Below are 16220 nucleotides of genomic sequence, written 5' to 3'. Positions count from 1 at the left end.
ACAAGATACCTAGCTTTTTCATACAGGCATACTCCTTTATTCGATATGAATTCTTAAAGAAGTATAACAAGTATGGAAAATCAATAGCAAAGACATAAATGAGACATTTGTATTACAATTCAATGACATCCGAGAGTGTTAGCGGGATGTTCCTTTTCGCTTCCTTCCACAGCACGAAGGGCGTGAGGGCTTCTTCTTCGGTTGGTTCTTGTCGTTTCGCTCGCTCATAAAGACACTCCTCTCCCAGTTGATTACGATAGTTTATGCACCCGCTAGTGCGGTGACCGTGCGTTTGACATAGGACTTTCGATTTGTATATAATTCGTGCGATTTTAGTAAAAGAATAGCTGTCGAAACCCGCTTTCAGCATGCTATAATAAGCTTGATGTAATAAATTCCAAGAACGTTTTGAATAAAAGGAGGACGGGCCCATGATTTATTGTCCACACTGTGGAACCGAACTGAATGAGGGCTCCCGTTATTGCTCCCACTGTGGTCAACAATTAAAAGGGAATCAACAAACACCTATACATAAGTCGGAGTCACGAAAGAAGAAATGGGGACCATTCTTGTTACCCCTATCAGTCTTTCTGATCGTGTCGGCCGCACTATTTTTTGTCTACACTCATGAGCAAGGGGTCAATGAAGAGGTAATGAATGATAAAGAGGAGGCCGAAGCATTAGCCTATGGCGGCCAATATAAAGAAGCAGAGTCGATCCTTCAAAAGGCCGTGGAGAAGCGTCCTGAGGTGGAGGCGCTGCAAGCTGATCTCGCAAGTGTGCGCTCCGTATTATCGATAAAGAGTGACATGGAAACTGTAGAAACATTGATTGAAGAAGAAAAATTAATCGAAGCGGAAGAAGCGCTCTCAGGTGTTCATCAGGCGATACAAGAGAGAGACAGCCAGCTGTTTTCTGCGTTGATCTCGGAAGCCGACAATTTAGACTCACGCATCACGGTCATGAAAATCAACCAGGAGCTGAGTCAAATGACGGATATCGATGAGCTCGCTTCTAAGTTTAACGCTTTGTCTGGTTTGAACTTAGAGGAAGCTTCAAAGGTACGCGAGAAGATTACAGAGAAAATGGTTTCTATCTCCACACAAAAAGCGGAAGAAGCTTTAGGTGACAAACAATATACACAGGCTATCGCTTCTGTAGATCAGGCTTTGCAGTATGCTATGAACAATGAGAAGCTGCTACAGCTCAAAGAACGAATCCAACAAGAGAAGTCAGCTTTCGAAGAGCAGCAGCAGGAACGTCTGGAAAAGGCAATGCAACAAGCGGCGGAAGATGAGTTGAGAAATCAGACTGATGCGCTCGAGATCCTTCAAACGAACATGGAGAAGGATGAGTTCGGGGATTTCAAAGTGACCGGGAAGCTGAAAAGTGTTGCTACACAAATCATCAGTACCATCACGGTCACTTATGACATCACCAATGACGCGGGAGAAGTATTAGAAACAGACTCAGCCAAAGTGTACCCCGTTTACTTAAATCCAGGTGACGAGGGAACATTCGAGAAGGTTTATTACAACTTGGAAGGCGAAGGTTATCAAGTGAATGTCACCGAGTTGGAATGGTTAGTGGAATAGGAGGGTGCATATGAATCGTTCATGGATCATAAGCCTCGTCTTAACGTTTTGTGTCATAGTGGGAGGAGGCGTGGCAGGTTATTTTGTGGTGAACAAAGTGCCATCACAAATTCAAGCTGAACCCGTATTGAGCCAACCCCAGCAGAACGATAAAAGCGAAGAGCAGGTACCGAAGAAAACAAAAGAAATTATCTATGAATCTCAGAAACTTGTCGTTCAAATCGAATTAAAAGATGGAAGCATCGGTTCCGGCTTCTTGTATAACAAAAAAGGGGACGTTGTCACGAACGCACACGTCGTAGCCAATCATAGAGACGTAACGGTCATGACAACAGAGTCTAAGGAAATGCCGGGAGAGGTCATTGGAGTCAGTCGAAATACGGATGTTGCAGTCGTGAGAGTACCGGGGCTTGAGGGGAAAGAACCCCTCCCGATTCGAAGCGAAGGAGACGTAGAGCTGCTCGATGAAGTGTTGGCACTTGGTAGTCCATTGGGGCTACAGAACACGGTGACTCGAGGGGAAATCAGTGGACTTGATCGTCATTTGCAAATCGATCCTTTTGAATACGATGGTGTTTATCAAATATCTGCTCCGATTTCCCCAGGTAACAGCGGAGGACCTTTGATTGATGCAGAGACAGGAGAAGTGCTCGGGATCAACAGTGCAAAAATCGGTCAGGAAACGATTGGGTTCAGTATTCCAATTTCAGATGTACTTCCAATGGTCGAACAGTGGAGTGAGCAGCCCATGCAGTCTCTGCCGGAGTTCCCTGAATTGACATCCAGTCCAGATACACCCACTGCTGTAACTGATGCGGAGCAGGCGACGTACCTTGTTCAATATTTTTACGACAGCATTAACCAAGGAGATTTCGTTACAGCTTACTCACTGCTTGGAAGCAGCTGGCAGGAGCAGACTTCTTTTGAGCAGTTCAGATCTGGTTATTTCAATACGCTTTCAGTGAAAATTGACAACTTGGTAGCAGACCCTCAAGAAAACATCATTCAAGTGACAGCCTTTTTAACAGCTGAGGAAACGAAAGACGGAGAAGTGTCCGTTAAGAAGTACAAAGTGACGTACCCGGTGAAGTATGAAAATAAATCCTTGAAAATTTTGAACGGTTCTGGAGAAGAGCTGACTACTGAATCGAGCGGTTCGGATGGTTCAAATCAATAAGAAAAGCATGGAGCGGTAGATCTGCTCCATGCTTTTTTTTATGACTTCACTAAGAAGAGCTGCTAGTCCTTCCTTCCATTTACCTCGTATGCGCTTCGAATACCGGACTCTACGGCCCCCTCGATCCACCCATGAAAGGAAGAAGTGTGCTCTCCTGCGAAGTGTAGCCTTCCTTCGGGTGTGGCAATGTCATTTGCGATATCCCGGGTCTGACCCGGTGTAAAGAGAGTGAAGCATCCTGCTGAGTAGGGGGAAGCACTCCAGTTGTACACGACACAGGTTAAGAATTGCTCGTATACCTGAGGACCATAGATTTTCGACAGCGTATTTAATATTTCATTTATGATTTGGTCTTTTTTTAAGCTGTTGAACAATAAAGCATTCTGTCCCCAACTGTAACTGGCGAGCATGACGGCAGGAGAGTTCGGATTGTCGGATGGTCTTGGAAGGTACATAAATCGTAAAGGCTGGTCGGTCAGTAAGTTCTTGTACGGATACTGCTCCCAAAACCTTGTTTTGAACTCAATCCCGACTTTAACAGCCGGAACGTTTATCAGTTCACGAACAGCCTTCCATTTATTAAAAGATAGAGACTGGTAGGGTTCAACATCGATAAATTGGAAAGCTGAAAACGGAACCGTCGTAATCACATAATCGGCTCTCACCGTTGAAGGCTGATTTGTGTTTTTATTAGAAATCTCCAAATCGACCCATTTGTCCGTCTGAGTGATCTTTGTCACTTTCTGATTGAATAATATGTTTTCTCTTAACATCGGATAAAATGCCCAAGGAAGGGCATCGTTGCCGCCTTTAATCTCATAGAACGTGAGGTCGTCTGCAAATATCGGATAAATGATATCAGTCAGGATGTCGACAAAGGAGAACTCAGGAAACCCTTCAATTCCAAGGAGTACACTGATCATTCGTACGGCATTTTCAGACAAGGAAGGCCCCAGAGGGTTTCGCCTCAAGTACTCTCCCATAGAATAGTGGGAATAATCCTTCTTCAACTGTTCCTGTTCCTCTGGAGTACTTGATTCGTAAAGTTCCAGAAAGTACCCTACAGCTTCTAAAAAAAGTTCTGTGGCCGTCTTCCCCTGTTCTGATTCATCCAAAGGGAATTTAAGAATTTGCGGGTTTTTCTCGTAATATTCCCTCGTCGTAAGAACGCCGTTGACGAAAAATAGATCATTAGGAGAGGAGTTGAGAAATTCATTGATCGGAAGTTGGAACTTTTCAATGTATGTGTGTGTAAGGTGATGAGTACTTGGGATTCTCATCGCCCCCATGTCGAGGTAGTTCCCTTTTGTAAAGGGATGACGGGCTGTGTAGACACGTCCCCCTAGTCTCGAGTTGGCCTCGACAATCGTCACCTGATGCCCCGCTTTCTTTAACAGTGTAGCCGCCACAAGACCTGACATCCCCGCCCCTATAATAGCGACGCATTTTGGCTGGGAAGTATGAGGGAGCCCCTCTTGAATGATACGCAGAAAGTCCTTCGGATAAGTAAAGGAAGAGAATTCTCTCATGCTCGTGATCACCACCTTCCTTTTTATGTATGAAGTAAATCTAAACAGTATGAAAAAATTCAATCATAATCAACTTGACCCAAACATGTAATAAATAAGAAAAGAGGTGATGTCGTGATGTATGAGAATCCATCTCAATCTATGCCTGTTTTATGGGTGACAGGTCATGGCAGTGTGAAAGTGGAACCGGACACAGCAGAAGTTAAGCTAGGCGTTGTGACAGAGAATGAAAGTTTAACCCTTGCTCAGCAGGAGAATAGTGAAGTGACGAAGCGCGTCATTGAGACCATTCAGGCGGTGGGAGTGGAAGCAAGCGACATTCAAACGGCCGAATACTATATCTTTCCTGAATATGATTATCAAGATGGGGTTCAACTATTTAGAGGATATCGAGTGACACACCTATTGAATGTAACCATTCGGAATATCGGGCGTGTAGGTGAGGTGATGGACGCCGCAGTTTCACAAGGGGCGAATCGGGTTTCAAATGTTACGTTTGATATTCAGAATCGCAGTGAATATGAACAGGAGGCGCTGAGGCGCAGTTTATTTGATGCTCAGAAGAAAGCCCGCACCCTCAGTAATACGTTGAACGTCAGGCTCTACCCGCTGCCGATCAAGATTTTTGAAGGGCGAACGAGTGAACGGGAAAGTGCGTCAGCGTTCAGTAACAGTATGGTCAAAGGTGCGGTCAGTACACCGATCGAATCTGGTCAAACAGAAGTTACAGCTGAAATACAAGCCCAATTTACCTATTATTAAAGGAACATAATGTTGTCAAAGTCATAAAATATTACTGAAACTAAAAAAGTTGCGCAAAGCAAAAACTTATCTTACAATGGCTTTATGATGAAGTCGTTCGTTGAAGGAGGGGAACAACATGGTTGAGAATTTAATGCTGGCCTTCGGTTTAACTTTACTCGCAGGGCTGGCTACTGGGATAGGAAGTATCCTGGCATTTTTTACTTCCACGACCAACACGAAATTTTTATCTTTATCCCTTGGATTCTCCGCAGGTGTAATGATCTATGTCTCCATGATTGAAATCTTTTTTAAAGCACAGGAGTCTCTTGTCGCGGCAATGGGAGAAGTACCCGGCAAGTGGATGACCGTTGGTGGGTTCTTCGGAGGGATGCTCGTTATTGCCGTTATCGACAAATTCATCCCGAAGGCTGGTAATCCTCATGAAGTGAAGAAAGTAGAGGATATGTCGAAGGCCCAATCAGCTGTTAAAGATGCGGACCTTCTGAAGATGGGAACGTTCACAGCTTTAGCGATTGCCATTCATAACTTTCCGGAAGGGATTGCCACCTTTACAGCGGCTCTGAACGATCCGACGCTTGGAATTGCGATTGCAGCTGCAATTGCCATACACAATATCCCGGAAGGAATTGCGGTCTCTGTACCCGTGTACTTCGCAACAGGTGATAAGAAAAAGGCATTTAAACTATCTTTCTTAAGTGGATTGTCTGAGCCTGTAGGTGCCATCCTCGCATACCTTTTACTCATGCCGTTCCTGAACGATATGATGTTCGGTATTTTGTTTGCTGGTGTCGCAGGGATTATGGTGTTTATCTCGCTGGATGAACTGCTTCCTGCTTCTAGAAGATACGGGGAAGCCCATTTATCCATATACGGAGTTGTTGCCGGAATGGCTGTCATGGCCTTGAGTTTGTTGCTGTTTATCTAAAAAGAAAAGTCCCATTCACTGGTGAAAGTGAATGGGACTTTTCTTTTTAGATATAGAACCGTCCTAACGGGATTGTGCTGTTATGGTTTTGAAATGTTAGCAGAACGCTTTTGAAAGTCGACATCTTGATAGTAAGAATTTTTCACGAGTACGTTCGGCCCAAGGCATTCGACAGCTGGACAGTGACAATTCAGTGATTGGGCTGTCTTTGTATTCATCCAGGACTGGTAAGCGTCTGGAAGACTGGTGTTTTGAATGTTCCCGAGCCCGGGTTCATCCCCGAAGTCTGTTACGATGATGTCCCCACTGAAGATATTGACGTTCAACCTTGAGCGCCCGTCCGGGTCGTTACGAACGGTTACGTTCTTCTCTTTGTACAGTCTGTTCAGAAGGGCGAGGTCGTCTTCGTTTGTACTGCACGGATAATAAGGCAGGGTACCAAACAACATCCACGTATCAGGGTCGCGGTGGTCAAGCAATCGAACGATGCCTTCACGCATTTCGTCGAGGCTCAATGTCTCAAGGCTGCTCGCGAAATCAACCGGGTACATCGGGTGCACTTCATGTCTTGCGCATTTCATCTCAAGGATATGGTCATGGATATCTTCTAAATAAGGGAACGTACGCTTGTTTAACATCGTTTCAGCTGAAACGAGAACGCCTTCCTCAGACAATGCCCGGGAATTCTCGACCATTCGATCAAAGAACATCCTGCGGCTCTTTTCTGGAGGTTTTTTCTCCATTCTGGCAAATCCTGTGTGGATGAACTCATCAATCGTTCCCCAGTTGTGTGAAATATGTAGCACGTCCAAATAAGGGATGATGGACTTGTATCGTTCGTATGGAAGCGTGAGGTTCGAGTTGATCTGGGTTCGAACGCCTCTCGAATGAGCATACTTCAATAAGGGCAATACGTAGTTTTCGACCGACTTCTTCGACATCATCGGCTCTCCGCCAGTGATGCTCAATGTTCTGAGGTCTGGAATTTCATCCAGTCGCTTTGTGATCAGTTCCATCGGCAGAGCCTCCGGATCTTTAGCTTGGAGGGTGTATCCAACTGCACAGTGCTCACACCTCATATTGCATAAGGTGGTTGTTGTAAATTCAATATTTGATAACGTCATAGAACCGTGTTCTTTAACGTCCATATAAGCTTCCCAAGGATCGAACTTCGGAGTCAAGGGTTGAAGCTTCATACCTGATTCCATAAAAATGAAACTTCCTTTCTATAATAAATAATCGTCCTTCATTCTACCATTATTCATGGTAGAAACCTAGTATTCATAAATAAGTTGAAAAAGGAAAGGCGTGATAGAATAGTAAAAAAGGGAGGGATCAATGTGAAAGGAACAATCATCATCACCGGCGCATCCAGCGGTTTTGGTTACCTGACGGCTGTGAAGTGTGCTGAAAAAGGTTTTCGCGTCATCGCAACGATGAGGGACTTACATAAAGCGTCTGTCTATGACACGTGTGCTGAAGTTGTGAGAAATAACATAGACTTCTGGCAGCTGGATGTCACGGACCCCGTATCAATCGCAGCGTTCAGCGATCGGGTCCAAAAACTACGAAAAGTGGACATTTTGATTAATAATGCCGGTTTCGCCATTGGTGGTTTTGTCGAACAAGTATCTGTCGAGGACTATCGCAGGCAGTTTGAGACCAATTTATTCGGGCTCATAGGCGTTACACAGGTCGTTCTTCCGAAGATGCGTGAACAAGCGAGTGGGAAGATCATCAACGTAAGTAGTATCAGTGGGAGAATAGGGTTTCCTGGATTGAGCCCTTATGTATCATCTAAATATGCATTGGAAGGGTGGACAGAGAGCCTCCGCCTCGAAATGAAGCCGTTTGGAGTTGATGTGGCACTCATTGAACCCGGCTCATTTCAGACCAATATATGGTCCACCGGAATGGAACTTTCAGATGCCGTCACTCAACCCGACTCTCCTTACGCGTTTTATTTCCAAAAGCTATGGAGGACTCTCGAAAGCCAATCGCACGGAGACCCTGACAAAGTGGCTGAGTTGATGGCTCGTCTAGCTTCGCAATCTTCCGTATCTAAACTGCGTTACCCTGTAGGTCGGAGTGCTAAGGGCACCCTTATCTTGAAACGTTTACTGCCATGGCGATGGTTTGAACGCCTCGTGCTGAAGAATTTATTTTCTTAACGGTTTTTACAATCAGCTGAAAAGGGTAGAGTCAACATGAGAGGAGGGGCTTTGTGTGGAACAAAAGGTGATGACCGGAGCAGAAGAATTGAAATACGCAGGTAATGAGATCGGTATATTAGTGTGTCATGGCTTTACTGGAACGACACAAAGTATCCGCCCGTTAGTGGAAGCTTATGCAAGAGAAGGCTATACCGTGATGGCACCGAGGTTGAAAGGTCATGGTACAGGAGTTGAAGACCTGGAGACAACCACTTACGAGGATTGGATCAATTCGACGAAAGATGCGATGGACTGGTTGTTAGGACGGTGTGATGCTGTTTTTGTTGTAGGACTTTCCATGGGAGGTACGTTAATGCTGGAGGCAGCGACAGAATTTGAACGAGTCATAGGTGGAGTCCTCATCAATACGGCTATGGATATTCCTACATTAGCGCATATAGACCCAGAGCAACGCTTCATCGATTCAATCGGATCCGATATCAAGAAGGGGGCTGCAGAGTTGACGTACGATCGAACTCCGACCACTTCCGTCATCGAATTACGGAAGTTGATGGAACGGGTCAGATCGAAACTTTCGTCCGTGCATTGTCCTCTTTTATTATTTGTGTCGGAAGAAGATCATGTAGTACCGCCTCATAATTCAGAAATGATTTTTCAATCGGTCTTTTCAGAGAGAAAAGAACTAGTTCATTTAGAAAATAGTTACCATGTTGCGACACTGGATTACGATCAGGACTTAATCATCGAGCGTAGTTTGGAATTTTTCCAGAGATACACGAAGACGATGTCCAGTGAATAGGTTCAATGATTGTCAGAAAATAGAAGATGTTGTATACTTATAACGAAGTTTAAAAAAGTAATGAATAGCCTTCAGGGGGAGCCGTTAGGCTGAGAGTGGACGTTTGTTCAGACCCTTCGAACCTGTCAGTTAGTACTGGCGTAGGAATGGTGGCTTTTTTGATGGCGCAATGGAACGGGATCTCCCATCAGGAAGCTCCCCTTTTGGCATTGCTTTTTTTATGCAAAAAAGGAGGATGTGCAATGGGGAATCGAAAAATTCTATTTTTGGTGGAGGTCGCAATATTTGCTGCATTAGCTTTGCTGCTTGATGTCATTCCGTTTCTATCATTTAAAGTATGGGCGCAGGGTGGGTCTGTATCTTTTTCAATGATACCCGTATTTCTAATGGCTTTCCGTTGGGGGTTAAAAGGCGGGATTACGACAGGCGTTCTGTTCGGATTCTATCAAATTTTGACAGGGGCTTACATCGTAACGATCTTCCAAACCCTGCTAGACTATGTGGTTGCCTTTGGAGTACTTGGCTTTGCGGGGATTGTTGCTTATCCGATGAGAAAAGCAATTGAGTCCAAGCATGTTAAAAGAATGATTACGCTCATTTTCTTAGGCGGGCTCATCGGGAGTTTTCTGCGGTTTGCAGGTCACTTCTTTGCAGGACTGTGGTTTTATGGGTCCCTGGCACCTGAGGGGCAGCCAGTCTGGTTATATTCTTTAGTTTACAATGGAGGCTACATGCTCCCAAGCTTCTTATTGAGTACGGTCATTTTGGCTTTACTACTATATAAACGTCCTAAATTAATTACGTTGTAACGAAAAAAGCTCAAGTCTATTACAGTAGGCTTGAGCTTTTGTTATCTCTTTGTAACAGTTTTGAAAGTTGATATAGCGCGTTTTTTGAGAACAAATTAATAGGATTGAAACGAGATGGTGTCGATCTTTGTTTCTTTTGATACATAGTTGTAATATAACCGTAAAATTCAAAGCTCTATTTCTTTGTTACACTAGTTCCAGAGAAAAAAGAGAAAAATAGATTGAAATCTGGGGAATGGAGAGTGGAATCAGTTGGTTAGAAAGCTTTATTTGTTGTCGCTCGTTTCTGTTTTGTTGTTAGTATTGATGCCAGCCAAAGATGTTTTTGCTTCAACGCAGTCAAAACTATTAGAAGTATCTAAGCAATACATAGGTGTACCCTACTCATTCGGTGGAACGACTCCACATGGGTTTGATTGCTCCGGTTATACGTCATATGTTTATGATCAGATGGGAATATCCCTTCCACGTACAACGTTGTCACAGTGGAGTGCAGGTTCTTCTGTAAGTAAGTCGGACTTGCAAGTAGGAGATTTAGTATTCTTCAAGGGGACGTATCGTTCTGGAATTTCACATGTTGGAATTTATATCGGGGACAACAATATGATTAGTGCTACATCTAGTAGAGGGATTGCTATCGATTCTCTAAGCTCTTCTTACTGGGGACCAAAATATGCGGGGGCTAAGCGTGTTACGAACTTCAACACGGCTAACGCAAACGAATCCGAAGGGTCTAAAGAATCCGGTTGGTTCACAGACCTCTCCAAAAAGCACGCAGCTTTTGAAGCGATTAAATTGATGACAGATGAAGACATTATCAACGGTTATACAGATGGAACTTTCCGCCCTGATGATTCGATTACGAGAGAACAGGCTGCAGCAATCATGAACCGTTATCTAAACCTTGATGCTTCTGGATCCACGGCATTCAGTGATGTATCCCAGGGAGAACGCTTCTATGAAGACATTCTTGCTATCCAAAAAGCAGGAATTATCAAAGGATTCCCGGACGGAACATTCAAGCCGGAGAAACAGATGACTAGAACTGAGATGGCGCTTATCGTTGCTAGAGCTTTCGAACTTGAGAATCACCCTGTTTCAAACCAGGATATGATTTACAAAGATATTACGGAAAACACGAACTATTTCCATGAGATGAGCCTTATGAACGCCATCGACCGTACAGGTATCTATGAAACTAACTCTTACGATGGACAAACAGATGCTTCCCGTATGGACTTCTCTGTAGCAGTTTATAATGGTATTCAAACTACTTCTCATTAATAATTAACCGTAAAGCAAATCAATTAAACCTGAAATCCAAAAAAGTTGGATTTCAGGTTTTTTTGTTGATTTCAAAGCATGCCAATACGGCTGTTCTATACGAGAAGAACGACAAGGTTACGAAAATGGTTTGACTAATATTTGAAATTAGATTATTATCTAATTAGTAAGTCATCAAATTAGGAGGGTGTTTATGCAGCTTGAAAAAATGGTTTCATTTCACAAAGCATTGGGGGATCCGACAAGGCTGCGGATCATTGCTCTGCTTCGAAATGGCTCCCTTCACGGTCAGGCGCTTGCGGAAAGGTTGAGCTTAAGCGCTCCAACCATCAGTCATCATTTAAAGAAGCTGAAGGATGCCGGAGTCGTCTACACACGGAGAGACCGAAACACCATTTATTATTACTTGAATGAGAGTAAACTGGAATCCACAGCTACTGCAGTTCTACGAATAGGAGATGATCAGACAGTGTTGAAGAAAGAAATGGAAATGACAGACAAAGAAAAGGAAAAAGTCCTGAATAACTTTATTACAGACGAAGACAGGCTGAAGCAGCTTCCTTCACAGTTGAAGAAAAAACTTGTCGTATTATCGTATTTTGTCCAAGGCTTAGAAAATGGAAAAGTATATGAGGAAAAAGAATTGAACGATTACATTCGAACCTTCTTTGATGATTTTGCAACCGTTCGACGAGAGTGGATCATGCATCAATTCATGTATCGTGAGAACAATCAATATGAAAGAAATCCGGTAGAGATGTGGCCGGTGATGGTCAACAGGTAGCTTGAAGCTGCCTGTTTTTTTAAATCAGGATTTCGTACTGAAAAATATAATCGATTGATCATGTTTGATTCTTTCCAATAAAGGTAAATTAGAAACTATTATGAGGTGGAGTAAAGGAGGGTATATGGGAGAAGAGACTCGAAATTGGGGAATTGTTCAATTCCATTCAGGAGAGGAAGACTTTTTGACAGATGAAATTGCGGTTGAGTACCCGCTTACAGTTGTTGTGAATGGTCGTGAATTTGCCACGATGGTTTGCAGTCCGAATGATCTGGAGTATTTAGTCATCGGTTTTTTGGCATCAGAAGGTGTCATAAGAGGCAGGCAGGAAATCGAATCATTATCGATTGATGAAGAGACAGGCTTTGCTTACACTGAACTCACGAAAGAATGGACGGTAACGACCTCACACGATAAACGGTGGATCGGCTCTTGTTGTGGAAAGAGCAGGGCCTTTTATTTCGAAAGTGATGCAAAAACAGCGAGAACCGTCATGAACCAATTGAAGATAGCCCCTGAAGAGTGTACCCGACTGATGAGCGCATTTCAGAAATCAGCCCACACGTTTAAGCGTACAGGGGGTGTCCACCAAGCCGCTTTGGCTACGACTGATAACCTGCAAATAGCATTCTCGGATATTGGACGACACAATGCGTTAGATAAATTATTCGGATATATGATTCAACATAGAGTATCTAAGTCCGACCACCTTATTTTATTCAGTGGCAGGATTTCATCAGAAGTCCTTCTGAAAGTATCAAAAATGGGAATAGGCCTGCTTCTTTCTAAGTCCGCTCCGACGGATCTTGCCTTGCAATTAGCTATGGATCTGAATATCACGGCTGTGGGATTTGTCAGAGAGGAAAGGATGAATGTTTATACTCATCCAGAGCGCCTGATGAGGAGTGGGGAAAGAGCGCTCCCTGTATCGGAAAAAGGAGGAATTGACGCGGATGGAACGTGATCATACGATTGTTACGATAAATGGAAAAGAGTATCTTGGAGAGCCGGGGCAAAATCTGCTTGAATTGATTCAAGCATCGGGAAGCAGTGTTCCTTCTATTTGCTATACAGAGACACTTGGATCCATTCAAACCTGTGACACATGCATTGTACAGGTGAATGGTGAGCTTGTCCGTGCATGTGGTCAAACTGTAACATCTGGAATGAGTATACAAACCGAACTGCCTCATGTACATAAATCACAGAAGGAGGCAATTGATCGGATATTAGAGAAGCATGAGCTGTACTGTACAGTTTGTGATTACAATAACGGCTCATGTGAGATTCATAATACGATGGCTGAATTTGGACTCGAGCATCAATCCAGACCCTTCCAGCCAACCCCATACAATAAAGATGAATCCGGATCATTCTATCGATACGATCCGGATCAATGTATCCTGTGCGGTCGTTGTGTAGAAGTATGCCAAGACGTTCAAGTGAATGAAACGCTGACGATTGACTGGGAGCGACAAGAACCGCGAGTGATCTGGGACAACGATGTACCAATCGATCAATCTTCATGTGTCAATTGTGGACAGTGTTCAACGGTATGTCCTTGTAATGCCATGATGGAGAAGGGGATGGAGGGCAAAGCGGGATTCTTGACCGATCAAAAACCCGGAATTCTCAAATCCATGATTGAGCTAACAAAAAAGGTGGAAACAGGTTACGGACCTTTATTTGCAGTGTCTGACACAGAGGCTGAAATGAGAGAATCAAGGATCAAGAAAACGAAGACGGTATGTACGTACTGTGGCGTAGGCTGCTCATTTGATGTTTGGACGAAAGATCGTGAAGTGTTGAAGGTCGAGCCTCACCCGCAGTCTCCTGCCAATGGGATTTCAACTTGTGTGAAAGGAAAGTTTGGCTGGGACTATGTGAATAGTGATGAGCGCCTTCAGAAACCTTTATTGCGAAAAGGGGATCATTTTGAAGAAGTGGAATGGCATGAGGCCATTTCCTTTGTTGCAAACCGGATGAAGGAAATTAGAGAAGAAAAGGGACCCGACCACCTCGGATTCATCTCTTCTTCAAAGGCAACCAATGAGGAGTCATTCCTTATGCAGAAGCTCGCCCGTCAGGTCATTGGGACGAACAACATCGATAATTGCTCACGCTATTGCCAGACTCCAGCTACGAAGGGGCTTTTCCGTACTGTTGGGCATGGTGGGGATTCCGGATCAATCGATGACATTGCTTCAGCAGAACTCGTTATGACGATTGGTTCCAACACAGCTGAATCTCATCCTGTGCTTGCTTCGAGAATCAAGCGCTCACAGAAGCTATTCGGTCAGAAACTATACGTATTTGATTTGAGGAAACATGAAATGGCGAAGCGCTCTGATAAGTTCTTCCAACCTAAATCCGGAACAGACTTAGTATGGTTATCAGCCGTGACGAAGTACATTCTAGACCACGAAATGGAAGACCGCTCTTTCCTGGAGGAATGGGTGAACGGATTTGAAGAGTATCGTGTGAGCCTGGAGCCGTTTACAATGGAATATGCGTCAGAAATGACAGGAATCTCAGTTGAAGAGTTAAAGAAACTGGCTGTGACGATTGCAGAAGCTGATTCGGTAGCCGTCTGCTGGGCCATGGGTGTGACGCAGCATATGAGAGGGTCCGACACGAGTACGGCCATTTCGAACCTGCTGCTCATTACAGGGAACTATGGGAAGCCGGGCACAGGTGCTTATCCGTTGCGCGGTCATAACAATGTACAAGGGTGCAGTGATTTCGGAAGCATGCCGAATTTCTACGTTGGCTATGAAAGTACGGAGGACGAGAAAGTACGAACTAAATATGAGAAGGCATGGGGTGTCGAATTACCGGAGGGTACAGGGAAGGACAATCACCAGATGATCGAAGCCATCCATGAAGGTGAGTTGTCTGCCATGTATGTAATGGGGGAAGATACAGGTATTGTTGATGCAAACATCAACTATGTCACTTCTGCTTTTGAGAAGCTGGATTTATTTATCGTACAGGATTTATTCCTTACGAAAACGGCTGAGTACGCAGATGTTGTTCTTCCGGCGTCACCAAGTCTTGAGAAAGATGGTACCTTCACCAATACAGAGCGTCGAATCCAGCGTCTTTACAAAGCTTTAGAACCTCTGGAAGGAACAAAGCCTGACTGGCAGATTATGCAACTGATAGCCAAAGAGCTCGGCTTTGATTGGAGCTATTCCCATCCATCTGAAATTATGGAGGAAGCTGCTGGACTTGCCGAAATGTTTGCTGGTGTCCATTACGGCCGGTTAGAAGGGTACAATTCGCTTCAGTGGCCGGTGCAGGCAGATGGAACAGATGAACCTCTCTTATTCACAGACGGCTTTCCGTTTGACGACAAGAAGGCGAAGTTATTCCCGTTAGAATTTGAATTACAATACGATATAGATGATGAATTTGATCTCCACGTAAACAATGGTCGTTTACTGGAACACTTCCATGAAGGCAACATGACGTATAAATCAGAGGGGATAAGAAGAAAAACCCCTAATGCGTTTATAGAAGTGTCTGAAGAACTTGCGAAAGAGCGCGGGATCGAAGAAGGAGCAGAAGTGAAGCTGATCTCTAAAGCCGGCCACGCAACCGGAGTGGTCACCGTTACGGATCGAGTAAAAGGGAAAGAAATCTTCCTGCCTCTTAATGATAACGGCAAATCAGCCGTTAACTTCCTGACGGATAACCGTGTCGATAAAGATACGAATACACCTGCCTATAAAGAGATTGCTGTGAAGATGAAAGTTTTGAAAAAGAAAGGGAAATCACCTATTCCACCAAATAATCACCGCAGAGGAAATCCAGTACCTCAAATCAGTGTGCGTGTAGAAGATAAGTGGAAACGGGAAGACTATCAATTTCCGGGAAGTCAGGTGAAGAAATAATGGGAAAGCCTATAACGGATATTAAACGATACACGGTAACAAAGGAAGAAAAAATGGAAAGTGATTTAGCGGAAGTCAAGGAAGCGGTCGCTGAGAATAAAGATGCCATCCTCAAAGGCATCGAGTTATTGAAAGCCTTAGATGAAGGGGGAACATTGGACACCGCTCAATCCTTCACCAACGCCAAGCGAACGGCGCTGGAGCGCTTTGTCCAGGAAATCAGTAAAGAGCAGTACACGCCTCTTCTTGAGAACTTACCGGGATTGATTTTCCTGGTCGGTGAATTGGATGTGAAGGGACTTCGTGATTTAACAACCCGATTGAATCAGGGGATCAAGGAAATGGAGCGGGTTCCGGAGGATAAAAAAGCGAACATCTTTGAAGTATTCAAAGCGCTGAAGGACCCTAATGTTAATCGAAGCTTGACTCTGTTGCTTGGTTTCTTAAAGGGTATGGGGAAGAATTAATAGTAAAGGACGGAGA

At 44.2% G+C, this 16220-nt stretch carries 14 protein-coding genes and 1 riboswitch; of the genes, 12 read left to right on the top strand and 2 right to left on the bottom strand.

Annotated features, from left to right (window positions below; genetic code table 11):
• Window positions 1-431 precede the first annotated feature (431 nt).
• Window positions 432-1595, top strand: coding sequence for a zinc ribbon domain-containing protein (locus LCM20_RS02825; protein ID WP_225193907.1), 1164 nt, complete (start codon window positions 432-434; stop codon window positions 1593-1595).
• A 10-nt stretch (window positions 1596-1605) separates the two neighbouring features.
• Entirely contained in the window at window positions 1606-2772 is a 1167-nt protein-coding gene (locus tag LCM20_RS02820; protein WP_225193906.1) for a S1C family serine protease, read from the top strand.
• Window positions 2773-2834: 62 nt separating this feature from the next.
• On the opposite strand, the gene LCM20_RS02815 is transcribed toward LCM20_RS02820, so the two are convergent.
• Complete coding sequence (locus LCM20_RS02815) at window positions 2835-4301, bottom strand: flavin monoamine oxidase family protein (protein WP_225193905.1); 1467 nt, start codon at window positions 4299-4301, stop codon at window positions 2835-2837.
• A gap of 117 nt (window positions 4302-4418) precedes the next feature.
• Between LCM20_RS02815 and LCM20_RS02810 the strand changes: the two genes are divergently transcribed.
• Complete coding sequence (locus tag LCM20_RS02810) at window positions 4419-5063, top strand: SIMPL domain-containing protein (RefSeq protein ID WP_225194188.1); 645 nt, start codon at window positions 4419-4421, stop codon at window positions 5061-5063.
• Between the two features lie 118 nt (window positions 5064-5181).
• Entirely contained in the window at window positions 5182-5991 is an 810-nt protein-coding gene (gene zupT / locus LCM20_RS02805; protein ID WP_225193904.1) for a zinc transporter ZupT, read from the top strand.
• Between the two features lie 80 nt (window positions 5992-6071).
• Here the strand turns inward: zupT and yfkAB are convergent, their stop codons facing one another.
• A complete protein-coding gene (gene yfkAB / locus LCM20_RS02800; protein WP_225193903.1) occupies window positions 6072-7199 on the bottom strand; it encodes a radical SAM/CxCxxxxC motif protein YfkAB in 1128 nt (375 codons plus the stop codon).
• Window positions 7200-7331: 132 nt separating this feature from the next.
• Between yfkAB and LCM20_RS02795 the strand changes: the two genes are divergently transcribed.
• From LCM20_RS02795 to LCM20_RS02760, 8 genes are all read left to right on the top strand, one after another.
• Entirely contained in the window at window positions 7332-8162 is an 831-nt protein-coding gene (locus LCM20_RS02795; RefSeq protein WP_225193902.1) for an SDR family oxidoreductase, read from the top strand.
• A gap of 70 nt (window positions 8163-8232) precedes the next feature.
• Window positions 8233-8964 carry an alpha/beta hydrolase gene (locus LCM20_RS02790; protein ID WP_225194187.1) on the top strand — a complete coding sequence of 244 codons (732 nt, stop codon included), beginning with the start codon at window positions 8233-8235 and terminating at the stop codon, window positions 8962-8964.
• A gap of 64 nt (window positions 8965-9028) precedes the next feature.
• A riboswitch (TPP riboswitch) is annotated at window positions 9029-9128 on the top strand.
• 78 nt (window positions 9129-9206) lie between these two features.
• The gene (thiT, locus tag LCM20_RS02785) at window positions 9207-9773 is read left to right on the top strand and encodes an energy-coupled thiamine transporter ThiT (protein WP_225193901.1); all 567 of its coding nucleotides are present in this window, start codon (window positions 9207-9209) and stop codon (window positions 9771-9773) included.
• Window positions 9774-10025: 252 nt separating this feature from the next.
• Window positions 10026-11057, top strand: coding sequence for a C40 family peptidase (locus tag LCM20_RS02780; RefSeq protein WP_225193900.1), 1032 nt, complete (start codon window positions 10026-10028; stop codon window positions 11055-11057).
• Between the two features lie 193 nt (window positions 11058-11250).
• Window positions 11251-11841: a metalloregulator ArsR/SmtB family transcription factor gene (locus LCM20_RS02775; protein ID WP_225193899.1), complete on the top strand. Its 591-nt coding sequence runs from the start codon at window positions 11251-11253 to the stop codon at window positions 11839-11841.
• Between the two features lie 124 nt (window positions 11842-11965).
• Window positions 11966-12805, top strand: a complete 840-nt coding sequence (gene fdhD, locus LCM20_RS02770) for a formate dehydrogenase accessory sulfurtransferase FdhD (protein WP_225193898.1) — start codon at window positions 11966-11968, stop codon at window positions 12803-12805.
• Entirely contained in the window at window positions 12795-15737 is a 2943-nt protein-coding gene (fdhF, locus tag LCM20_RS02765; RefSeq protein WP_225193897.1) for a formate dehydrogenase subunit alpha, read from the top strand. The genes fdhD and fdhF overlap by 11 nt, the downstream gene beginning before the upstream one ends.
• Entirely contained in the window at window positions 15737-16204 is a 468-nt protein-coding gene (locus tag LCM20_RS02760) for a DUF1641 domain-containing protein (RefSeq protein ID WP_225193896.1), read from the top strand. The genes fdhF and LCM20_RS02760 overlap by 1 nt, the downstream gene beginning before the upstream one ends.
• Window positions 16205-16220 lie beyond the last annotated feature (16 nt).

Source organism: Halobacillus litoralis (assembly GCF_020171725.1).
Taxonomy (GTDB): Bacteria; Bacillota; Bacilli; order Bacillales; family Halobacillaceae; genus Halobacillus; species Halobacillus litoralis_F.
The sequence above is the reverse complement of the archived record's forward strand: the minus strand, read 5'-3'. Positions and strand labels throughout refer to the sequence as shown.

Excerpts from the sequence above, each read along its gene's own strand:
- LCM20_RS02775 (WP_225193899.1), top strand. The coding sequence starts at position 11,251 with ATGCAGCTTGAAAAAATGGTTTCATTTCACAAAGCATTGGGGGATCCG.
- LCM20_RS02810 (WP_225194188.1), top strand. The coding sequence starts at position 4,419 with ATGTATGAGAATCCATCTCAATCTATGCCTGTTTTATGGGTGACAGGT.
- LCM20_RS02790 (WP_225194187.1), top strand. The coding sequence starts at position 8,233 with ATGACCGGAGCAGAAGAATTGAAATACGCAGGTAATGAGATCGGTATA.
- thiT (WP_225193901.1), top strand. The coding sequence starts at position 9,207 with ATGGGGAATCGAAAAATTCTATTTTTGGTGGAGGTCGCAATATTTGCT.
- LCM20_RS02820 (WP_225193906.1), top strand. The coding sequence starts at position 1,606 with ATGAATCGTTCATGGATCATAAGCCTCGTCTTAACGTTTTGTGTCATA.
- yfkAB (WP_225193903.1), bottom strand. The coding sequence starts at position 7,199 with ATGGAATCAGGTATGAAGCTTCAACCCTTGACTCCGAAGTTCGATCCT.
- LCM20_RS02815 (WP_225193905.1), bottom strand. The coding sequence starts at position 4,301 with ATGAGAGAATTCTCTTCCTTTACTTATCCGAAGGACTTTCTGCGTATC.
- fdhF (WP_225193897.1), top strand. The coding sequence starts at position 12,795 with ATGGAACGTGATCATACGATTGTTACGATAAATGGAAAAGAGTATCTT.
- fdhD (WP_225193898.1), top strand. The coding sequence starts at position 11,966 with ATGGGAGAAGAGACTCGAAATTGGGGAATTGTTCAATTCCATTCAGGA.
- LCM20_RS02825 (WP_225193907.1), top strand. The coding sequence starts at position 432 with ATGATTTATTGTCCACACTGTGGAACCGAACTGAATGAGGGCTCCCGT.
- LCM20_RS02760 (WP_225193896.1), top strand. The coding sequence starts at position 15,737 with ATGGGAAAGCCTATAACGGATATTAAACGATACACGGTAACAAAGGAA.
- zupT (WP_225193904.1), top strand. The coding sequence starts at position 5,182 with ATGGTTGAGAATTTAATGCTGGCCTTCGGTTTAACTTTACTCGCAGGG.